This window comes from Synergistaceae bacterium (assembly GCA_017540085.1).
Taxonomy (GTDB): domain Bacteria; phylum Synergistota; class Synergistia; order Synergistales; family Aminobacteriaceae; genus JAFUXM01.
The window spans coordinates 67,571-89,603 of the sequence record JAFYBQ010000006.1; the positions used below are offsets into that span (position 1 = coordinate 67,571).

At 50.6% G+C, this 22,033-nt stretch carries 18 protein-coding genes and 1 pseudogene; 13 read left to right on the plus strand and 6 right to left on the minus strand.

The window, feature by feature from the left end:
- The 13 genes from IKQ95_00975 (at position 1) to IKQ95_01035 (ending at position 13,377) form a co-directional block, all read left to right on the plus strand.
- Complete coding sequence (locus tag IKQ95_00975; GenBank protein ID MBR4195267.1) at positions 1-1,608, plus strand: CTP synthase; 1,608 nt, start codon at positions 1-3, stop codon at positions 1,606-1,608.
- 18 nt (positions 1,609-1,626) lie between these two features.
- Positions 1,627-2,784, plus strand: a complete 1,158-nt coding sequence (locus IKQ95_00980) for a hypothetical protein (GenBank protein MBR4195268.1) — start codon at positions 1,627-1,629, stop codon at positions 2,782-2,784.
- Positions 2,753-3,943, plus strand: coding sequence for a hypothetical protein (locus IKQ95_00985; GenBank protein ID MBR4195269.1), 1,191 nt, complete (start codon positions 2,753-2,755; stop codon positions 3,941-3,943). The genes IKQ95_00980 and IKQ95_00985 overlap by 32 nt, the downstream gene beginning before the upstream one ends.
- Positions 3,944-3,985: 42 nt before the next feature.
- Positions 3,986-4,258 carry a hypothetical protein gene (locus tag IKQ95_00990; GenBank protein MBR4195270.1) on the plus strand — a complete coding sequence of 91 codons (273 nt, stop codon included), beginning with the start codon at positions 3,986-3,988 and terminating at the stop codon, positions 4,256-4,258.
- On the plus strand, positions 4,246-4,500 hold the full coding sequence (locus IKQ95_00995) for a type II toxin-antitoxin system RelE/ParE family toxin (protein MBR4195271.1): 255 nt from the start codon (positions 4,246-4,248) through the stop codon (positions 4,498-4,500). Before IKQ95_00990 ends, IKQ95_00995 begins: the two co-directional genes overlap by 13 nt.
- Before the next feature lie 6 nt (positions 4,501-4,506).
- Positions 4,507-5,076 (plus strand): hypothetical protein, encoded by a 570-nt coding sequence (locus IKQ95_01000; GenBank protein MBR4195272.1) that lies wholly within the window; start codon positions 4,507-4,509, stop codon positions 5,074-5,076.
- Positions 5,046-6,800, plus strand: a complete 1,755-nt coding sequence (locus IKQ95_01005; GenBank protein MBR4195273.1) for a hypothetical protein — start codon at positions 5,046-5,048, stop codon at positions 6,798-6,800. The genes IKQ95_01000 and IKQ95_01005 overlap by 31 nt, the downstream gene beginning before the upstream one ends.
- Complete coding sequence (locus tag IKQ95_01010) at positions 6,800-7,621, plus strand: aminotransferase class IV family protein (protein ID MBR4195274.1); 822 nt, start codon at positions 6,800-6,802, stop codon at positions 7,619-7,621. Before IKQ95_01005 ends, IKQ95_01010 begins: the two co-directional genes overlap by 1 nt.
- A 166-nt stretch (positions 7,622-7,787) precedes the next feature.
- Positions 7,788-8,798, plus strand: a complete 1,011-nt coding sequence (locus tag IKQ95_01015; protein ID MBR4195275.1) for a bifunctional enoyl-CoA hydratase/phosphate acetyltransferase — start codon at positions 7,788-7,790, stop codon at positions 8,796-8,798.
- Positions 8,799-8,875: 77 nt separating this feature from the next.
- Positions 8,876-9,781, plus strand: coding sequence for an ankyrin repeat domain-containing protein (locus tag IKQ95_01020; protein MBR4195276.1), 906 nt, complete (start codon positions 8,876-8,878; stop codon positions 9,779-9,781).
- Between the two features lie 66 nt (positions 9,782-9,847).
- Positions 9,848-11,218: a sugar transferase gene (locus tag IKQ95_01025; GenBank protein MBR4195277.1), complete on the plus strand. Its 1,371-nt coding sequence runs from the start codon at positions 9,848-9,850 to the stop codon at positions 11,216-11,218.
- 217 nt (positions 11,219-11,435) lie between these two features.
- The gene (locus IKQ95_01030) at positions 11,436-12,194 is read left to right on the plus strand and encodes a sugar transferase (GenBank protein ID MBR4195278.1); all 759 of its coding nucleotides are present in this window, start codon (positions 11,436-11,438) and stop codon (positions 12,192-12,194) included.
- A 55-nt stretch (positions 12,195-12,249) separates the two neighbouring features.
- Positions 12,250-13,377, plus strand: a complete 1,128-nt coding sequence (locus IKQ95_01035; GenBank protein MBR4195279.1) for a polysaccharide pyruvyl transferase family protein — start codon at positions 12,250-12,252, stop codon at positions 13,375-13,377.
- A gap of 47 nt (positions 13,378-13,424) precedes the next feature.
- On the opposite strand, the gene IKQ95_01040 is transcribed toward IKQ95_01035, so the two are convergent.
- From IKQ95_01040 to IKQ95_01065, 6 genes and pseudogenes are all read right to left on the minus strand, one after another.
- Complete coding sequence (locus IKQ95_01040) at positions 13,425-15,935, minus strand: adenosylcobalamin-dependent ribonucleoside-diphosphate reductase (protein ID MBR4195280.1); 2,511 nt, start codon at positions 15,933-15,935, stop codon at positions 13,425-13,427.
- Positions 15,936-16,042: 107 nt separating this feature from the next.
- Entirely contained in the window at positions 16,043-17,752 is a 1,710-nt protein-coding gene (locus IKQ95_01045; GenBank protein MBR4195281.1) for a hypothetical protein, read from the minus strand.
- Positions 17,753-17,818: 66 nt separating this feature from the next.
- A pseudogene (locus tag IKQ95_01050) lies at positions 17,819-19,768 on the minus strand (triose-phosphate isomerase).
- 113 nt (positions 19,769-19,881) lie between these two features.
- Positions 19,882-20,772 carry a DNA-binding protein WhiA gene (whiA, locus tag IKQ95_01055; GenBank protein MBR4195282.1) on the minus strand — a complete coding sequence of 297 codons (891 nt, stop codon included), beginning with the start codon at positions 20,770-20,772 and terminating at the stop codon, positions 19,882-19,884.
- Positions 20,735-21,628, minus strand: coding sequence for a hypothetical protein (locus IKQ95_01060; GenBank protein ID MBR4195283.1), 894 nt, complete (start codon positions 21,626-21,628; stop codon positions 20,735-20,737). Before IKQ95_01060 ends, whiA begins: the two co-directional genes overlap by 38 nt.
- A 65-nt stretch (positions 21,629-21,693) precedes the next feature.
- On the minus strand, positions 21,694-22,032 hold the full coding sequence (locus tag IKQ95_01065; GenBank protein MBR4195284.1) for a hypothetical protein: 339 nt from the start codon (positions 22,030-22,032) through the stop codon (positions 21,694-21,696).
- Between the last annotated feature and the right edge of the window lies 1 nt (position 22,033).

The following is a 22,033-nucleotide window of genomic DNA, read 5'->3' on the forward strand; positions in this document are numbered from 1 at the left end:
ATGTCAAAATACGTATTCATAACAGGCGGGGTAGTCTCGTCATTAGGCAAGGGAATAACAGCAGGCTCAATCGGAACACTGCTGAAGAAGCGCGGACTCAAAGTCTCAATACTGAAGATTGACCCGTATTTGAACGTTGACGCGGGGACAATGAATCCATTTCAGCACGGAGAAGTTTTTGTTACTGATGACGGAGCCGAGACGGATTTAGACTTGGGACATTACGAGCGGTTTATTGACGAGACACTCAGCGAGAAAAATTCCATCACCACCGGCAAAATATATTCAAGCGTAATCAAGAAGGAAAGAAGGGGCGATTATCTGGGCGGAACAGTCCAGGTAATCCCCCATATCACTAACGACATTCAGGAGCGAATTATCCGCGCCGGAGCCGGGCTTGATGTTCTTATTGTCGAAATCGGCGGGACTGTCGGAGATATTGAGGGTCAGCCGTTCTTGGAGGCTATAAGGCAGATGGCGGTGAGGGCAGGCCGCGAAAATGTAGTGTACTGTCATGTAACGTTAATCCCATATCTTGAGGCCGCAAAGGAACTCAAGACAAAGCCGACACAGCACAGCGTTCAGGAATTGCGGAGAATAGGAATCCTCCCGAACATGTTAGTCTGCCGCACGAGTCATCCTATGGACATTGGCATGAAGAACAAGATAGCACTTTTCTGCGACGTTCCGCCGGAAGCAGTGATTGAAGTCCGCGATGAGCCTACAATCTACAACGTTCCTATAAGCCTTCACCGCGAGGGACTCGACGGCCTTATACTGAAATATTTAGGACTGCCGTATGAGAATGAGCCGGATTTAAGCGACTGGGCTAGGGTTGTCGACAGGTACATGAACTCGCCCGAAGAGGTCAAAATCGCCCTCGTAGGGAAGTACGTCCAGCACAAAGACGCATATTTGAGCGTTGTTGAGGCACTTCACCACGGCGGAATCGCGCACAATGTTCGGGTTAATATTGTCTCGGTTGAGGCTGAAGACTTAGAGCGGAATGACCCTGCGGAAATGCTGAAGTTTGCTGACGGAATACTCATCCCCGGCGGATTCGGCGAAAGAGGCGTTGAAGGAATGATAGAGGCGGCGAAATATGCCCGTGAAAATGACGTGCCTATATTCGGGATTTGTCTCGGTATGCAGATGATGGTAGTTGAATTTGCGCGGAATGTCTGCAAGCTCCATGAGGCTCACAGCAAAGAAATGAACCCCGCCACGATTCACCCCGTCATTCACTTGATGGAGGAGCAAGAAAACCTGAAGGATCTCGGCGGAACAATGAGACTCGGCGCATATCCCTGCGATTTGACGGAAGGCACGAAATCCGCAGAGGCTTACGGGACATTGCACATCACAGAAAGACACCGACACCGCTACGAGTTCAACAACGCTTACCGCGAGAGGCTCGAAAATGCGGGGCTGAAAGTCGCGGGAGTCTGCACTGAGCGCGATTTAGTTGAGATTGTAGAATTGCCCGGGCATAAATGGTACGTCGGCGGTCAGTTTCACGGAGAATTGAAATCAAGACCGGTGAGGCCGCACCCGCTTTTTGACGGATTCATAAAGGCCGCGGCGGATTATATGAGGGAAAAGCAGTAAAGGAGGCATCAGGCAAAAATGAAGGCTGTACGGATATTCGCGCTTCTGGCGTTCGTGCTGTCCGCAAATATGTCAATGGCATCTGAGGCAGTCCCCGACCCTGAGCTTAACGCAGGCTCCTCGCGTCAGATGATGGGAGAAATTGAGCAGATAATTTACGGTTATGTGTCAAAAGGAGGGCTTATTGAGCGGCTCGGAAAAGTTGAGGAGGATTTGTTCGGCAGGAGTCTTCCCGGAACAATCGCGGAAAGGCACGCGGCAATCCTGAACTTTCTCGACAAGGGGACAGATGAGCAGCCTTCCATGATGTTCAAGCTCGGTGTCGCTGAATGGGTTGTAGACAAAAAGATTCGCGCCTCTGAACCGGCAGTGAGGAGACTAGAAGACTTAGAGACAAACCTCACAGGGGCATCCCGTGCAGGAAATCCCATTGTAATGAGGGTTGAAAGCCTGCTTGCGACTCTTGTCATGGATCCTGTAACAGCACAGCCCGTAGTAGTCCCGTCAAACACCGTAATGAAATTCAGGTTTATGGACGAACTTAGCCCGGCGAAATCGAAAGCAGGGGATTCAGTGAGGCTTGAGCTTGCCCATGATTTAATCGTGAATCAGAATCTTGTAGCTCCGGCGGGGTCATTGCTTGTTACTGATGTCAGGTCGGTGAAGCGTCCGGGTATGTTCGGAGTCCCCGGTGAAGTCAGGCTGTCTTTCAGGGAATTAAAGCCCCTCGGCCCGGAACGTCCGCAGGTCTGGTCAGGCAAAGAGTCGGCCAAAGCCATAAAGGACGCGCGCGCCTCAGGCGGAAGGGGTGAAGGTGCTGTAATCGGAGCAGGGGCGGCAAGTATTGCGGGAGCGGTTCTCCTCGGCCCTGTCGGACTTGTCAGCGGCATGTTCATACGAGGAAACTCGATAAAAATCGCGGAAGGGTCAGTAACATTCCTTCAGACATCAGGAGACTGCACCGTGTCAGCGTACCCAATACCGATAAGCCTACAGTCAGCCGAGAACAACATAGTAACAGAAATCCCAGTGAAGCAAGAATCATCAGGGAGCTACAATCCTGACCGGGACAACATCGTGAAAGGGGACGTGTTCAACCGCAACCAGTACGGAACGCCCGCCAATTCAAACTCAGGAGGAGACTTTGAGCTTCCGCCGGAACAGAGCGTTAATTAGCGCAGGAAGATTATTACTCGCCATGATATTAACGGCGGGTATTTTTTTTGTCCCTCTCAATCTCCCCTTCACATGGGCGACTTTTACGGTTATCACGGCATATGGTGCTGAAATGACCGCATTCGATCAGACGATACGAATCCTCGAACGATGGACTTCCGCACACTGGGGGCAGGACTGCTTTGTGTGGGTAGTGCATTACCCGGAGGAGCTTGCGACTCCATGGGCAGAATCAGAGGCTGTAAGGTCGGGAATGTCTGAGGCAGAGCAGGAACGATTCCGCGAAAATTTTGTGTCAGAGCTGAAACTTGACACATCAGAAACTTTCCTCATCAGCGTGTATTCATTCGGTGCAAGGCCGGTGAATCTGAATCCCGTCCGCGACAACGTATCACTCTTAGCGGCAACAGGAGAGCGAATAAGGCCGGAGAAATACGACTCAGCCCTCGACAATCCATCGCCGGGAGTCGTTCAGGGTCTCGTGTTTTTCCCGAAACAAACTAACAAGGACTACGTTATAGGATTGCGGGGAATGGGACGCAGTGAGCGCATATTCTCGTTTGCTCCCCCTGAAACACCCGCGCCCGCCCAGCCAAAGCCTGATGTTGTCGTTGTGAATGTCCCGAAACGACAGCCCCGAAAGCCCGCGCCGATTCCCGTCAAGAAGCCGAATCCCCCTGTGCCGCCTCCGCCCCCGATTCCGCCCAGACCGATAAAGCCGATATTCCGGGAAGAGTCCAGCGACATGGCCGAGTTCGTGAAGTCAGTCAAAGGACGCGGGAACGATTCGCAGGACAGGAGAGCCACGAATACAACCCCTGCTCCGCGCAGGCAGGTCAACACGGAGAACGCATATTCTAGCCGCGAGTCAGTGTTGCGCCGATTCCTGAATCTTTGGGCGGATGGGTCATACGGTGAAATGTACGGAATGCTTGCGGACGGGTCAAAGCGCGTAATATCACGTGAGAATTTCGCCAAGGAAGCCGCAAAAGCCTCGGACATTCGCGCCGGGATAAAGAGCGGGGATTTCCGAATCGATTGGGTAGGCGAGGAACGCGCAAAGGTAATCACGACTCGCAAGACGCTGGTGTTTCGGACGGTTTCGACACGGACGCTTGGAGTTACGCGGGAAGGGTCTTCGTGGCGTGTAGTATGGTAGAATCGGCAAATCCCGATGATATTGACGAGGAGGACTCACACAATGACAACAGCAACAGCAGAGAAAACTATATCGACAGGCAATGTGATTCTTGATATTGAACTGCCCTTGCTTACGGCGGACGAACTCGGAAAAGTCGCGGAGTACGCAAAATCTCTCAGGTTGTCGCGTGAAGATGATAATGACGACTGGGCGGACGCTCCGTTGACTGAAGACGAAATATCACAGATAGAGGAAAGTGACAGGGATTTCGCTAACGGGGAATATCTGACTGTTGACGAGCTTATTGCGGGGTTGCAGGAATGTGGACAGTAATAATTGGCAAACCTGTACAGCGCAGGCTTTCACGCATTCCCAACCCGGACCGGGAGAGGCTGACACAGGCAATAAAAGACCTAGAGACCAAACCAGAGCAGATGGACATAAAACCCCTGACAGGACGCGGCGAATACCGCCTGAGAGTAGGAGACTGGCGTTTTATCATGAAAATAAATGAGGATGAGAAGATAATACGTCTCCGCTCTCTTGGTTCACGCGGTGATGTCTACAAGAAATAGCCCGCAATGAAGATCAGAATTTCACCCAAGAAAATATTTCTCGCCCTCGCCATTCTCGGAATACTCAGACTCGTACAATACGCAATCAGCGACATGAATCTTGATGTTGACCTCCTGCGCGAGTCCCTGCTCAACATGCCCGGCATAGTCATGGAGAACATACGCTTTTCCCGCGTGATTTCCGGCGACTTGTGGCAGGTCAGGCTTCCCTACCTCGAACAGCGCGACAAGGCCGTGAATTTCCTCTCGGCTGACATAAAACGCACTCTCAGCGGCGACAAAGGACTCTGGACATTTTTCGGGAAGAGCGGCATTTATTCCGACGATGCAAAAACCGCAGGCATTTTCGGACTCACAGGGGCAATCAGCGATGACGCAAGAATATGGCTGCTTGACAGTCCCGCACTCACTTGGCAGCAGGAGAATAACACTCTCATTTTTCCGCACGGACTCACGCTTCAGGACAAAGAATTTTCACTTACGACTCCGATTGCAAGCACAGATAACAGCCGCGTGATATTATTACAGCATGGAGGCGTAATCAGATGGCAAAAACCAAAATCCTTAGAACGTTAATTTTTTCGCTGTCATTAATTTTCTTCCTGCTGCCGGCTGAATGCTGGTGCGCTGATTTCGAGGATTATTATCTCAGCGAGGACACAGGAATTACACCCGCTCCCGAAATTGTCCCCGAACAAGTTATCCTCAATGCTGACCGCGTATCATTCAACGATGAGACAGGACAGGCTACAGCAGAGGGCAACGCCGTTCTACAGTACAACGGCACAACAATAATGGCCGAAAGAATAGAATACAGCGCAGACAGCCAGAAGGTCAAAGCAATGCCCCTCCCCGGCGAAAAAATACGCATGACCAACGGAACAAGGACTCTCAACGGCGATCAGATAGATTATGACCTCAGCAGCGGTGAAGGAATCCTTACAGGCCCGGCAACACGTCTGTCAATCGGCGAGAAGGGCGAAACTCTTTACGTTTACGGCGGAGAAATAAACGTTATCCCCTGGGAGCTTGCAGAGGAGCGCGGACTCGTAAAAGGCACTCCGCAGGATTACATGCTACAGTGGCGCAACGTCGCAATGACAACATGCGCGCTTGAACATCCGCATTACAGGCTTGAATCAAAGCAGATAACATTTATCCCGAACAGAAGAGTCGTCGCCAAAAAACCCCGCGTCTATCTCGGCAATACCTATCTTTTTACGTCCCCTCTTGATTACGTTGTACAGTTAAAGCGCAGGAAACTCGGCTACACTATGGCACCGTTCCTCAACAGGAGTGAGATACACGGCTCACGCGGAGGCATTACCGGGACTCTCGGCTGGGAAACAGGCTCGGCCTCTCTGGGATTCTCTTATTCGAGAAGCTCAGGGTTTGAATATATGCTTGAGGTTGAGCAGGAGTTAAACCGCGATTTTGCCATTCGTGTCGGCGTTGAGCATTCATGGGATGATGTGTGGAAGGAAAAAATCTGGCGGCCCTATGCTACTCTCATGTACAATCATAACGGCTGGGCGGCTCATTTGAACTGGACGCACAACGAATATATTTCCGACAAGAAAGACAGCTACTATCAGTACAAAGGAAGGCTTGACCGCAAGCCGGAGTTAATCGTGTGGGCACCGTGGTTCAGGAACTCAAAATATTCATGGTCGAGGGTTTTCGCGACAATCGGAAATTACGGTGAGACTATCTACAAGATGCCCGACAGAGGAGACGAAATGCGCTACGGACTCGGCATAAGGAATTACGCCGAAAGGAAAGCCGGAGACGTTGAGCTTTTCGCAAACACTGAAGGAGTCGTGCTGATGTATGACGGAACAGACCAGGAAATGCTGAGGAGTTTTATCGGTGCGCGGTATAAAATAGGCGTGTTCGAGCTTGGCACGGGCTACGAGAGGCAATACGCATGGGGCAGTAGCTCTATGTACTGGGACAAGTACAGCAACAGGCGCAGAATCCATCAGCGTGTAAGATTCCCGATCGGGCGGGAAGTGTATTTAGCGTTTCGCGGAAGCTATGACTTGTTCGAGTCGATGATTGACGAGACATATTACAGCGTCCAATGGGATACGGACTGCATGATATGGGATCTTCACTACAAGAATGACAGAACTAGGAACGGAAATGACTCTTTAGGGCTGACTATATCGCTGAAGGCGTTTCCGAGCAGGATGGCGGCGTTCGGGCAGAAAATTGAGGTTGACCCGTTCGACAGGCCGCTTGATATTCCGGATGATGACGGGAAAATTACCCAAGAAAGTTGGTATCAGCTGCAATGATTCACTTATGCTTTATTGACGGGAAATTTGTTGAGCCTGATGAGGCTGTATTGCCTATCTCAGACCTAATTATACAGCGCGGTGTAGGAGTGTTTGAGGCTTTTGCGTCATTCGGCGGGAAGTCCCTAATGCTTACGCCTCACATGGAGAGATTCATAGCCAGCGCGAAAAGCTCAGAGATCGCGAACATTCCCGATGTTGAGTACATGAAAAGCGTTGTCCGCGAGGGAATAGCCAGAGTCGGCCATGACGTGAGAATACGCACATTCCTGACAGGCGGCGACAGTTTCGACACGGAGAAAGGCTGCTTCCCTGAGCCTAGATTTTTCGTGATATTCGATGACGCGGGATTAATTTCGGAGGAAGACCGCGAGAAGGGAGTCATTCTTGAGCCTGTAACATTCGGCAGGGATAATCCTGATGTGAAGAGCGTGAATTACCGCGCCACATTCAAAATGCCGAAATACGCCTATGATATTCTCTACTGTCCCAACGGTGAAATCACAGAATGCGGACACAGCAATTTCTTCCTTGTCGTCAACAACAAAATCATCACCGCACCGCTATCACGAGTCCTCAAAGGAACAACACGCGGGGCGGTAATCGAGCTTGCGAAAAAGGAAGGCTATACGGTTGAGGAACGCTGTCCGCTCTGGTCAGAATTAACGGGAGCTTCTGAGGCATTTATCACAGGGAGCATGAAACTTGTAGTCCCGGCTGTGAAAATTGGAGGGATTACGATTTCTGACGGGAAAATGGGACAGGTTACGCGCCGAATATTTGAGCTTTACAGGAAATACATGGAGAACTGGTTAGAGTAGGGCAACACGACACCCCCTCCGCGACTCCTCTCTGCCCTCGCCTTTCGCAGGGTTGTCGACCCCACCCTGCCCTCCCCTTACGCAGGGGAGGCAAGACCTCTGGGACTCTCGTCCCCCCTGCCAAGGGGGGATACAGGGGGGTGAACCTGCCAAGAGGGGCGGGAAGATTGTAAAAGGCAACACCTCCGGGATATTAACGGCTCGGAGTAAGAACATAAAAATTTCAACAGGAGGAAAAATTTTCATGGAACAGATTCGCTCATTGTCGAAGTTAATCGAGGAAGCAACAAAGCTGTGCGCGGAAAAAGGACGCAAGCGCATATCCGTAGCCATGGCCGAGGATGCCGGACTCATCTCAGCAATCGAGGAAGCCCGCAAAATCGGACTCGTTGAGGCCACACTCGTAGGAAATCCCGAAAAGATCAAATCCTGCATAGCCGAAGCCGGAGCCGCCGAGACAAATTATCACATCATCCCCGAAATGAACGAGGCCGCCTGCGGAATCGTCGCCGTTACTGAAGTGTCGTCAAAGCGCGCTGACATCTACATGAAAGGCCAGCTTCATACAGACAACTTCCTGCGCGGAATGCTCAACAAAGAAGTCGGACTCCGTGTCGGCAAGAGGGCTATATCACACTGCTATTTCCACTCAATTCCCGGATATGACCGCGTTATATTTATCGCTGACGGCGCATTCAACATGTATCCCGATCTCAAGATGAAGGCCGACATCGTTCAGAACACCGTAAATTTCGCCCGTTCGCTTGGCGTTGAGCTGCCCAAAGTCGCCTGCCTCGCCGCCGTTGAGATGGTCAACCCTGATATGCCCTGCACGCTTGACGCAACAGCACTCGTACAGATGAACGCACGCGGACAGATAAAGAACTGCATTGTTGACGGGCCTCTCGCACTCGACAACGCTATAGACGAGGAAGCCGCCAAAATCAAGCACATCAAATCCCCTGTGGCCGGACATGCTGATGTACTTTTCGTGCCTCAGATTGAAGTCGGCAACGCACTGGCAAAGTCAATCAGCTTCTTCGCAAAGGGAAGCGAGACAGCCGGACTCATCATCGGAGCCGCCGCACCCGTAGTCCTCACAAGCCGAGCAGACTCACCGAGAGCAAAACTTCTCTCAATCGCCGGAGCCGTAATGCTCGCACATCATCAGGGATAATTTCATGAGATTCACGGCGGGGGACTCTCATGGGTCTCCCGTTTTTTGTACAGGCAACAAAGAAAGGATTTACCGTAATGAGAAAATTATTACAATGGCTGATACTAATTCTCGCGCTTCTTATCGCCGTATTAATCTGGCAGAAAGCTCCGCAGTCAGCAATATCAATGACAATCGCAATACTTATCGCCGTAACCGCAGTAACTTTCCTCCACAAAGCCCCCGACAACGAATTACTTTCAGCCGTCAAAAAACGCGACACTGACCCCGAATATATACAGGAATTAATCAGCGGCGGGGCAAACATCAATTTCCGCGACAATGACGGGCGCACACCGCTAATCACAGCCGCCTCGCGAACATCATCAATACATGCATTAAGCATACTGATTGACTCAGGCTCAGAGCTTGAAGCCCGCGACAATGACGGAAACACCGCACTAATCGCCGCCGCAATGCTCAACCCTGAGTCAGGAATCACAAACGCCCTCCTGAAATCCGGCGCGGACGTGAACGCAAAGAATGATGACGGAAATACAGCCCTCATGATGTCGGCCATGTTCAGCAGCAATCCTGAGACAGTACGGCTTCTTGTCGAGGCAAAATCAGACGTGAACGCGAAAAATAATGAGGGACTCACGGCTCTTCACAGGGCATCGAGGCCGGAATATGTCGCAATGCTCATCGCCTCAGGCGCGGACGTGAACGCAAAAGATCTCATGGGTCATACTCCGCTGATGAGCGCGGCTTTTGACGACAACCCCGAAATTCTCGCGGCCATGATAAATTCAGGGGCTGACGTGAATATTCAGGACAGGGAAGGAAATACCGCACTGATTTACGCGGCGGGGAAAAATCTCGCGGGGAACGTAAAAATCCTCATGAATTACGGCGCGGATATATCGCTGAGGAATATTGACGGGAAATCAGCTTTTGACTCGGCTCATTCTGAGGACGTGAAAAAACTTCTCGCCGGAAGATAATTTATTCAGGCCATGTGATACAATCATCAGAAATGCTTTTTACCTTTCTGCAGGAGGGATTGTTGCATGGCCGCTTTCAGGTTTATATTTTCCGCAGCACAGGTGATTCTTGACGCGCTGATATTTTATTTTTGCCTCTCTCTTTTCGGGATTGAAGCGTCATTCCAGATACGTGCGTCTCTTACAGGGATAGTAACAGCTTTCTACATATTCAGCTCAATGTACGGTTTCGAGAACTGGACATTCTGGGACGAAACAAAGCAGTGTATGAGATCGCTTCTCTATGCGTTTCTTGTCAGCATTATGTTTCTTTACGCGGAGAGGAACACTATACATTTCTTCAGGTTAATACTGGCTTTCGTGATGTTCCTGCCTCTGTGCCTTGCGGTGCGTTATGTCTTCAGGCGTATACTGTTCGGGCTGGGACTTCTTTCAACAAAAGTAATAATACTCGGAGCCGGGAACGCGGGCGAAATTTTTGCGCGGAATATAATCTCCTCGCCTTTCACTGTGCGGAAAGTTCTGGGATTTCTTGACGATGACGAATCCAAGCAGGGAAAAACAGTGTCAGGACTCCCGGTTCTCGGAAAGCTCTCCGATTTCGAGCGGATTCAGGCCAGTCTTCACGCGGACGAGGCAATAATAGCGATTCCGACGGCCTCAAGGCGCGAATTATCCGGGATGCTCAGCAGGGCGGAGGAGCTTGCCGGGAAAGTGCTGTACATTCCTGACATGTATATGCTCAATACTATGTCATCAGAGATGAGGAGCATTGGCGGAATGCCGATTATATCTGCCTCGCAGGGGCTTCTGAATCCCGTCAACAGATTCATTAAAGCGATAATAGACTATGCCGGGGGCTTCATTGCGCTGTGCCTTCTGTCGCCCTTCATGATTTATGTTGCGTGGAGAGTGAAGCGCGAGGACGGCGGAAGAGTATTTTTCCTCCACAAAAGAATCGGCCAGGACTTAAAGCCGTTCAATGTCTACAAATTTCGCACAATGGTTGAGAACGCAGAAGAGATTCTGCAGGAAATGCTTAAAGACGAAAACCTCCGGCGCGAGTTTGAGGAGGCATTCAAGTTCAAGGACGACAAGAGAATAACAAAGATCGGCCATGTACTTAGGCGCACGAGTCTTGACGAGCTTCCGCAGCTCTTCAACGTTCTGAGGGGGGAAATGTCGCTTGTAGGCCCGCGTCCTATTGTACAGAAGGAAATAGATCTTTACTACGGCTACAATACAGCCCGGCAGATATTCAGAATAAAGCCCGGCATGACGGGATATTGGCAAGTCTCCGGGCGCAATGACGTTGAGGACTACCAGCAGAGAATAGATTTCGACCTGTACTATATACACAACTGGAGCGTGTGGCTTGACATTATCATTATGACACGTACGGTGAACGAGGTCATTAACGGCTCAGGAGCGTATTGATACCCGCTAATCCATGATATAATCCTGTCTGTTATTAACAATCTTAAATTCTATCTTAACAGAAAGGATTTGACGCAATGAATTATGATTTTCGCTTTCATTTGCGGATGGTTTCGTGTGGCTGTCATCGTCTCATTACTCCCTATGGCCGCAATATTTTACGTTCACTCTGTGAGGAACAAGGGCGGGCGTTTTTTTATGGAGGAGTATCGGCATGATGGGAACGCTGATTTTCATTGCCGCCGCGTATGCTCTGTGCTTATGTTTCTCACCCGGTACGGCGTGTGCTGATGAAGTCCCTTCAAACGAATCTGATAAATCCCTCCGAAAAGATTACAGGTATAACATGAAGGACATCCTGAGACGCAAGAGCCGGATATATTTTTTCCTGAAACGCGCTTTTGACATAATTTCGTCGGGCATAGCACTTTTGCTTCTCTCGCCTGTGTTCTTGGCCGCGGCAATCGCTGTGAAACTTGAAGACGGCGGGCCTGTGTTCTACAGCGCGAAACGATGGGGGAAAGACCTAAAGCCGTTCAACATGCACAAGTTCCGCTCTATGAGGGTGAACGCTGAGTCAATGCTTGCAGAGCTTCTCAAAGACAGCGAGCAGACCGGGCACGCATTCAAGATAAAGGATGACCCGCGTATTACCCGTGTCGGAAAATTCATCAGGAAATACAGCATTGACGAGCTTCCGCAGCTGTGGAATATTTTTGTGGGCGATATGTCCGTTGTAGGCCCCCGGCCTATTATGACAGTCGACACAGAAATGATTGACGATTACGACAGGCAGCGATGGCTTGTCCGCCCGGGGCTTACGTGCTATTGGCAGATCTCAGGAAGAGCGGACGTAAAGTGGGCGCAGTGGATTGAAATGGATCTTGATTATATCGAGAAAATGAGCCTCACTGAGGATTTCATGATGATACTGAAAACTTTTCCCGTTGTATTCAGGGCGCAGGGAGCATATTAGGCAGTACGCCTCAGAATTGTACGCCTGAAAATATACTGAGAAGGGAATCTGACAAATGCAAACATCTTCCGCCATTAACGCGGGGAAACGCAACGTACTTCTTGTAACACTGTACGAAAATTTTAATTATGGCAATGTCCTTCAGAGATACGCCCTGACACGGACTCTTGAGAGCTTTGGATTTGAGGTAACGCACCTTTGCGGGGATCAGCCTTCAAAGCTCGAAAAGGTCATGGCAAACATCAAGCTGCCGATAAAATATATTCTCGCGCTTCTTGGTTCGGAGAAATTCCGCAGACAGTTCCAGCAAAGAAAACGGGAAAAACGCTTCAAGGCGTTTCAGGACAAGTTTACGGCGGAGAAAATATGTCTGTCATTCCGCGAAGCACTCAGCGCGGACAAATCGCAATGGAGCGAATACTATTGCGCCGTAACAGGAAGCGACCAGGTGTGGCACAACTGGCACAGGACTCCCGAAGAGCTGAGATATTACTACCTTGAGTTTGTCCCGCCGGAAAAGCGAGTCTGCTACGCTCCGAGTTTCGGATTCTCGCGCTTCCCGGAGCAGGACATAGAGCTTCACCGCAGGGGGCTTCAGGGATTCAGCCGACTCTCATGCCGTGAAGAGGAAATGCGGCCATTGATACGCGCCCTCACAGGGCAGGAGGCAGAATTAGTGCTTGACCCGACATTGCTTTTGTCCCCGGAGCAGTGGCGGGAAGTCGCCCAAAAGCCAAAATACCCCGTGCCGGAACGCTATGTAGTCTGCTACTTTCTCGGACAAATCACGCCGGAATACCAGCAGGCGATTCATGACATGGCCGGAGGGCTTCCCGTCATAAACATTCATGATATTGACACAGATTATTACATTACGCATCCAGGCGAGTTCGTGTATATGATTGACCGTGCCGATTTTGTAGTTACTGACTCTTTTCACGGGACTGCGTTCTCTGTGAACTTGGGCAAAAACTTCATGGCGTTCAGGCGGAAACAGAAAAATATGGAGGACATGTTCGGCAGGATTGAGAGCATTCTCACAAACACGGGGCTGATGAATCATGTTTACGAGTCCGGCATGGATTCGCGGCCTGAAATGCCCGACTCGGTCTCTGTGCGTGAAAAGCTGGGTACAATGCGCGAAAAGTCGCTGAAATATCTGCGTGAGTGCCTGAAAGTTTAGGGTGAAAAGAAAATCCCCCTTCACTCAGGCGGGAGGGGGGAAAATCATCACTTGCAGGGCGAATATCCGCAGCTGAAGCAGTACTCGCACCCCGAAATCATTTCAAGAGGAGAGCCGCACTCCGGGCACTTCAGCGATGCTTCTGTCATTTTTACCTCAGTAACCTTCCTGTCTATGAGCTTGTTCAGCAACAACGCAACCGCGTCAGGAATCGAGCGCGCTACATAGTACTCATCACAGTCAAGCATCCAATACTCTTTGCCCGAAAGCCCTCGCAGAGTGTCAATGAAATCCTCAAGCCTGCACCCGGAGCGGAGGCCGATTGAAATCACGCGGGATAATGCCTCAGTCATAGCTCTCATTTCTGAGCCTGACTTGCCCACGTTTATGAATATCTCGAACGGGTCTTTTCCGTCAAGATTCAGTGTGATATACATGCTTCCCCACGGCGTTATGTCCTTTATCGTTTTCCCGAACACTATCGGCGCAGGGCGAGCCTTCACGCGGGTTTGCCTCTCTTCAGGCTCAGGAATGGGATTGCTGTCATCGTCTTTCCTGACTTCTATCGGCTGGAATGACCGCGAGCCGTCCCGGTATATCGTTATTCCCTTGCAGCCCATCGCGTAGCAGTCCTCGTACACCCGCCGGACATCTTCAACCGTCGCGGAGTTCGGGAGATTCACCGTCTTGCTTATGCCGCTGTCAACAAACTGCGCGAATATCCCCGTAACATTCACATGCTGCTGCGTGTCTATGTCGTAGGCCGTAACATATGCAGGGTCAGCGATATGGCCGCCCGTTGAACGGTATTCGGCTTTAAGCTCAGGGGTAAGCAGCTTGTGCCAGAACTCGCGATCCTCAAAGCCGCTTCCGTCAGTCTTCATGATACGGCGATTCCATGACCACGCAAAATTAGGCTCAATCCCGGAGCTTGTATCAAGTAGCATTGATATTGATCCTGTCGGGGCGATTGAAAGCCGGCGGCTGTTACGCATGTTTCCCCGAAAGAGATTCGACAGGATAAATTTTGCGTCCTCAAAGTCGAATTGCTCAAGCGTATTCAGGAGCGTAACGGGGATTTTTCCCGCGTCCCTCATTCCGCGTATCATCGCTCTGTACTCGCCGTTCGTCTCTGGCATTTTCACGTCAGCAAACAATTCACTCACAAGCCTGTGCTCAGGGAACGGATTTTTACCCGCGTCAGTAGTGATTTGAATCGTCGCGCTTAGGGCAGAACGCGCCATTGTAGCACCGATTTTCTTGCAGAACGCGCCGAAACGGTCAGACCCGTACGCAATCCCCCGCATAATTGAAGCGTCCGCAAGTCCCATTATGCCGAGGCCAACAGGGCGGATTGATTTCGTCCTTACGCCGATTTTCTCCAAGGGGTACGAGCAAGCGTCAATCACTAAATCAAGATAGTACACTGACCTGAAGACCTGTGCGCTGAAGCGTTCCCAGTCAAATTTGCGGTCATCGTTCACGAACATTTCAGCGTTGATTGAGCCGAGATTGCAGCTCGTGAAATTCGGCAAAGGCTGTTCACCGCAGGGATTTGTCGCTTCTATCTCCCATTCAGAGCCGCCGAGCTTGAGAAGGTTGTCCTGCCTCGCCCTGTCAATGAAGAAAACTCCGGGGTCTCCGCGCTTCCATGCCGACTCGCAGATGTGATTCAGGAGGTCTTTTGCTTTGATGGTTCGGACTGTGCTGCCGTCTGCGCGTGAATGAAGGTCAAAATCGCCGTCATCCTCTGCCGCCTTCATGAGCTTGTCGGAAACGGCAACCGAAATGTTGAAGTACGACAATTTCCCGTCTTCTGTCTTGCAGTCTATGAAGTCGAAAATGTCGGGGTGATCGTCGAAAAGCATTCCCATCAATGCCGCCCGGCGTTTTCCTCCCTGAACGACAACCGCGCCCATTGTGTTCCATGTCTCCATGAATGACACAGGCCCCGATGCTTTTCCGCCTGTACCCCCGGCAATCTCTGAGCTTTGCTCCCGGAGGTGTCCGAAATTCCCGCCGACTCCCCCGCCGAATTTGCTGATTATGCTGGCGTTCTTCACGGAGTCAAATATTCCCTCTATGCTGTCTGGGACGCTTATCACGAAACACGCAAATAATTGCTGATTCTTTGTCCGCGATTCGTATAGCTTCCTGTAGTCGTCAAATGTCATGTCATCGGGACTCTTGTAGATTATTTCGGCGTATTCAGGAATCACCGTCAGCCCTGCCGCCGCGCTGAAAAGGCACGGAGAGTTGAACAGGAAACGGCGGTTGAGTATGTCGTCAGCAATATTAGTCTCAACGGTGCGAATCCAGCCTGCATTGTCGGAATAATTCACTTCCGCGCTTGCCACTGTCCTAGAAACTCGCCGGGCGAACTCCTCGAAACTGTTTTCCTTCCTGAGCGACTTTTTTTCAGCGTCATATCTCTGCACAAAATAACGCTGCTCCAATAGCCACATTGCATTGTCAGAAAGCCGCGGGCCTCCGTTAGGCTCAAGACTCCCCGCTGAAATTTCCGCGTTGAAATAATCCTTTATGTTCTGTCTGCCCATTTTGATGTTGTACTAGTTCCCTTTCCCGCAAAAAAATGCCCCCGGACCCTCGATTCTGAGAGTCTGAGGGCATTCAAGCGTGATATATATGTTATGTATGTTGATGGCTACTTGCTGAATTTCTGGTATATGCCTACCAGTTTCGCGAAAAGTCCGTTTTTCGGGTCAATCTTTGCATTTGCGAACTCAAAGCGGAATGTCTCTACGTCCTCTGCCCTGAATGAGAATGACGGCACGGAAAATTCTGCTCTCAGAACGTCCATAACTGACTCGGCAATCTCGCTGTACCCGAAAATTTTTGCCATAGGAAGAAGCATAGCGAACACGCCGTTTTCGTCATCCATGAGCCAATCCCGGATACCCGCAAAATCAATCCAGAATGCCGAGATTCCCGACTCGTTCATGAGATCCCGCAGTGCCGGATTTATTTCAGGCGTTCCCGCAAGGCTTGAGAGTTCCGCAAAGTTTATGCCGAGAGTCTCGCCTTTGTCCTGAACGAGGCATGACACCGGGCTTATTGACGGGTCAAGCTGTAATATTCCTTCCTGTGCTTTCTTGAAGTGCGGAGTTTTCGCGAGGAGGGAGAATATTTTACCCGCCGCGCCCTTTGCGCCTGTCTGAGAAATATACGTTGCGGGAATTTTCATGCCCTCATAAGTTACGCTGTCTCCGACCGTGAGCGAGAAAGGCCCGGTGAAAAGGGACGTGAAATCATCCTCAGAGATTCCGAACCTCACGCGCATTTGCCTGACGATTTCCTTCCATAAGTTTGCGCCGTCTTGGGTTGCGTCCTTAATGGCCGACAGTGTAATATACCCGCTCACAGCCATTAACGGACTCTTTGTCCCGACTACAGTCATGTGCGAGCCTTTGACGGATGGAACCGCAGTCCGTTTCGCTGCATATTCCTTCTTCACTGCCTCGATAAGATTGAAAGTAAAAGACATCATGAACTTGTCCGGCTTGCTCGTGAATCCCATCTCGAAAACAAGCGGCTTGTCGAATAATTCTGCAACCTTGTCCGCAGACGCTAAAGAGTTGTCAGTGTCGAGCTTGTCAACAACGTTATAATCCGCGTGGACATAGAGAAAATTTTTGTCCGTGAATTTCCGCGTTACTTTGCTGAAAAGTCCTGCGCCGGAATCTTTCAGGGTATTGCAGGCGGTCTCAAGCTCATTTTCTGACATTGAGACGAGAATAATATCCCCGTCGGCTTTCACGAACAATTCATTATCGACCTGGTAAACATTTCCGGGAAGTTTCTCGGCCTTTATTATAGTCTGCGCTATGGCTGTTATAGGATTGTCGTTGCCGAGTATGATTTTCGCGAAGTCTGAGTCCTCCGCTGTTCCGTCAGCAATTTTCCTCACGCTTGACGATATTGACTCGTCAGCAGTAAAAGCCATCTGGAAAAACGGAGCCTGCTTTTTGTCCGGGTCATATGCTCCTGCGATAATGGCGGCTGACTTTAACGGGGTCTTTTCGGCAAATGCGCGGAAAAACTCAATCCCGGCCATAATGTCGTTCGAGTCTTTCGATTTCAGTACCAGCGGCATGAAGATGTTTATATTGTCCTCAGACGCAAGCCACCGCATGAATGAGCCTGTGTCATCAAGTTTCAGGACGAAATACACGGACTCTTCCGGGCGCGGTATAAGTGCGTTTTCTGGCAGGGCTGAAGTTTCCTGCGGGGCTGTCGCTTCCTGAAACTGCCTGAGCTTTTCGGGAATGAAGTCTCCGAGACTCAATGCTGACGATATACCAGCGGTAACCATGACCGAAATCACAGCGGCGAGCAAAATCCTGCGAATTTTCATGTGAATTATTCCTCCTTCGGGCGATAAAAATACCCCCCTGACGTTACAGCAGGAGGGCATGACAAATTAAGCCTTGTACGCCGTGTAAATCTCAAGGAACGGGGCGACCTTCAGCGACGCTCCTCCGACTAATGCGCCGTCAATGTCGGGCTGTGAGAGAAGCTCTTTCGCGTTATTGCCTTTGACGCTTCCGCCGTAGAGTATTACTGCTTTGGGCTGTCCGATTAATTCCCGGCTCCATTTGCAGACTTCCTCAGCCTGCGCGGGCGTGGCGGTCTTTCCTGTGCCGATTGCCCAGACGGGTTCATATGCGTAGATGATTTTTGCGGTCTCAGCGGGCGTTAGTCCTGCAATTGCGCTCTTAATCTGCCGCTCCATAACGCTGAACGTATTTCCCGACTCGCGCTCCTCTAATGTTTCACCGTAGCAGAAAACGGGAATCATTCCCGCGTCAAGCACGGCTTTAACTTTCTTTGCGATGAGGTCATCAGACTCGCCGAAAATGTGCCTGCGTTCGCTGTGTCCGATGATGATATGAGTAACGCCGTACTCCTTCAGCATAGGGATGGAAATTTCCCCGGTGAATGCGCCTTTTGCCTCGTAGTAGACATTCTGCGCGCCGAAAACTATTCCGCACTCTTTTGCGCCTTTCGACAGAGGCCACAATGACGTGAACGGGGCGAATATTCCCACTTCGAGATCGTCAGCCTTCACCGCCTTGTACGCCGCGGGGAACTCCTCAAAGAATTTCTCTGTCTCGGAGTAGGTGTTGTTCATTTTCCAGTTGCCGTAGAGATAAATTTTCTTGCTCATGATTTGCGCTCCTTATACCCTGAAAGGCTCCATGCCGGGAAGTTTCTTGCCCTCGCAGTATTCGAGGCTTGCCCCTCCGCCTGTTGAGACGTGTGAAACTTTGTCGGCAACCTTGAACTGACGCACCGCGCTGGCCGTGTCTCCTCCGCCGATTACGCTTATTGTGCCGTGCTTCTGCGTCATTTCCGCGACTGCCTCGGCGAGTTTCTTTGTGCCTTCCGCGAATTTCGGATCCTCAAAGACTCCCATAGGCCCGTTCCACAGGATAGACTTTGCGCCGTCAAGAGCCGCTACAAAGCATTTCACGGTCTCCGGGCCGATGTCGAGTCCCATTTTGTCGGCGGGCATGTTGTCGCTTGATACTGTCTCGGTGTCGCTTGCGTCAATCGCTGAAGCTACTACGCTGTCAACAGGAAGCAATATTTTCACGCCCATGTCGGCGGCTTTCTTGAGTGTGTCTTTTGCGAAGTCGAGACGCTCAGAATCACACAGTGATTTTCCGATCTCTTTTCCCTGCGCTTTGAGGAAGGTATAAGCCATTCCCCCGCCGATGAGAATCGTTGTGGCCTTGTCGAGGAGGTTGCCTACGATGTCGATTTTGTCCGAGACTTTAGCACCGCCCAGAATCAGCACATAGGGCTTTGCGGGATTCTCGCTGACAGCTCCGAGCATGTCGCCCTCACGCATGAGGAGATCCCCGGCGAAAGCTGCCTTCACGAACGGGATAACGCCGCATGTTGAGCAGTCCGCCCTGTGGCTTGCGCTGAAAGCGTCCATCACGAAAACGTCAAAGGGAGCGGCCATCTTGCGGGAAAATTCCTCGTCATTCTTCTGCTCTTCAGGGTGATAGCGTGAGTTCTCAAGCAGGACAATCTCGCCGGGCTTGAGCGCGTCAACGGCCTTTGCTACCTTGTCGCCTACACAGTCATCAACAAAAACGACCTTCAGCCCGTATGCTTTCTCTACGTCCGGGACAATCTGAGACAGTGAGAACGCCGGATCTACTTTTCCCTTTGGCCTGCCGAAATGGGAGACTAACGCGACTTTTGCGCCTGCGTCAAGAAGTTTCTTCAGGGTGCTTTTGTGGGCTAATATGCGGGCGTTGTCCGTAACTTTTCCGTTCTTGAAGGGTACGTTGAAATCAACGCGCATAAGGACTTTTTTCCCCGCTACATCTGAAGGGGTGAAAGTTTTCAGCTTCATGAGTCTTAATCCTCCGTATAAAATTTTGTCTGTGGATTTGAATTTATCTGCCCGATATTTTACAGCAAAATTTTCCCATGAATTTGGATTGCGGATTGTAAGACCGCTGACAATCAGCCCTCAATAAAATTTTTGATTTTCTTCCAGCGGTAATTAACTGTGCTTTTGCTGACAGGGGGATTCAACATGCCGCCTAACTCTTCAAGCGATATGTCGGGATTTTCGAGTCTCAGTCTCAGAAGGCCGCGCAAATTTTCCGGGAGCGCGTCAATTTTTCCTGACGATAAAATTCTCTCGGCAATCTTTCTTTGTTCGTGTGCTGCCTTCACTGACCGGGCAATGTTGGCGGTGTCGTAATTCCGTGCGAGGTTGGCTTTGTTTCTTGCTGACCGAATCAGACTCCTTCCCTCAAAATCGAGCGCACCCGACTCCATTCCTGCGTTGTATAGAAACGTCATGATGTCGTCATGATTTCGGAGGGTAAATTCATTTCTGTGTTCGCTCCAAGCGAGTCCAGTTTTTGCGAGAATGCCCCGCGTTATGTGCGAGAGTTCAGCGTCAGAAATAATCAGCGTCAAATAGTAGCCTGATTTCGGGAAATATAGCCCTCCTGTGCTGCCCCATAGACCTTTGAGCCACGGCCATATTAACGCGGAATTTTGCGGAGGTGCTGTGCGTATTGCGGGGATGACGGTGAAATTCACGGAGGCTTTTCGGTTCGGGCGTGTAATCATGGAAATGTTGAGCGTAAATTTCTCTGAGTAAGACGTGAGAGGCCACAAGGGGAATTTTCCCGGCCCTGTGAGTCTGCGTGCCGCCCTGAGCCTGTTTGTCGTGAATGACGTGTGAGTCCGTCTCATTCCCGCGAGAAGCCCGGAAGTTTCTGCGTCTGCGAATGTGCGAGATTTCACGGGAGAAGTGAGCCACTCATCCCAGATTTTCGAGAGCCATAAATCTTTGTCCATGTCATGCGGGATTGAAGCCCTCTGCTTGTGCCTCGTCAACAGTTTTGCGGAACCTGTCGCCTTTTGCCGGAATTATGCGCGTATTTTTGTAGCCGTCATTGCCGGGAACGTAATATATCCGCCTGCCGTCATCATAGACTTTGCATTTTACATACGGGAAATTTGCGAACGGGAAATTTTCTTTTGACCCCGCCCCGAAATTTTGCAGAATGTGCCGCGCCTTTTCGCTTACGTTATGAGATGTTATGCACAATGCGCTGACGTTATACTTTGGGTTGTACATCTTGTAGTGTACCGCCCTTCCTATGAGGGTATACGCGGCGTTGTGGTTCACGTCCCTTGCGGCCTCTGTAGTTACGGCTAAGATTTGCCCTTGCCTGCTGCATATTATGCGCTTGTCGTCCTCGTAGCGGACATTCCAGCCCCTGCGCTCGTAAAGGTAGCCGATGTAGAAATTATAGCGATCATTGACTCCCATTGCCCCGTGAGCGTGAATATACCTGTTCCAGAATCCCGCCTCATCAGGCCCGCCCGTGTTGTCTGCGTATTCAGTCTCAATGATAAAATCCTGCGCCGGGTAAAGCACCGGGATATTCTGCGGCTGTGCTGTCTGTGCTTTTTGCGGACTGGGTTCGGGACGCTCTGCAATCTTTTTCCGTAATGACTCGTTGTCTGCCTGCAATCTTTCTTTTTCTGACTGAAGCGACTCATTATCTGCCTGCAATAAATTTTTTTCCGACATCAGCGACTCTTTCTCAGCCCTCAAAGCCTCATTCATTCCGCGTAATGTCTCGTTCGTTGCTCTCAGCCTGATTCTTTCGGTCTCAGCGCGTGTATATTCCCCGTAAAGCTCATCAATATTCCGGTGAAGCCTCTGCAATTCTTCTCTTGTCATTTCTCTGTCTCCCTAAAAAAATTCCCCCCGGCGTGAAATTTCCCGGAGGGGTTTACGTGAGATTATTACGCGATAAAGCTGACTCTCTTCTTTGTCCTGGCATTTTCCCTCATCAGCGGCGCGTCAGTTTCTTCATGGCCGTTATTCTTCTCTTGAGACTTCACGAAAGAGTCGCCCGGATTATTCCTGCGCTGCCCTTCGCGTTCGTCATTCTCGGTTTTTCGGTGGACTCTCTGCATTTCGGCGGCGGCATCGCTGGCCTGTACTCTTTGCACCTGCCTTATTCCCTCGCGGACTATCTCCTGAGTCTGTCCTGTGTCCTGAGCGGCGGCTAGTGCGTTCGGGGCGTGATGGGTCATTGCCTCGACATTCATATTTGACATTATCATGCTTACGGGCTGCATA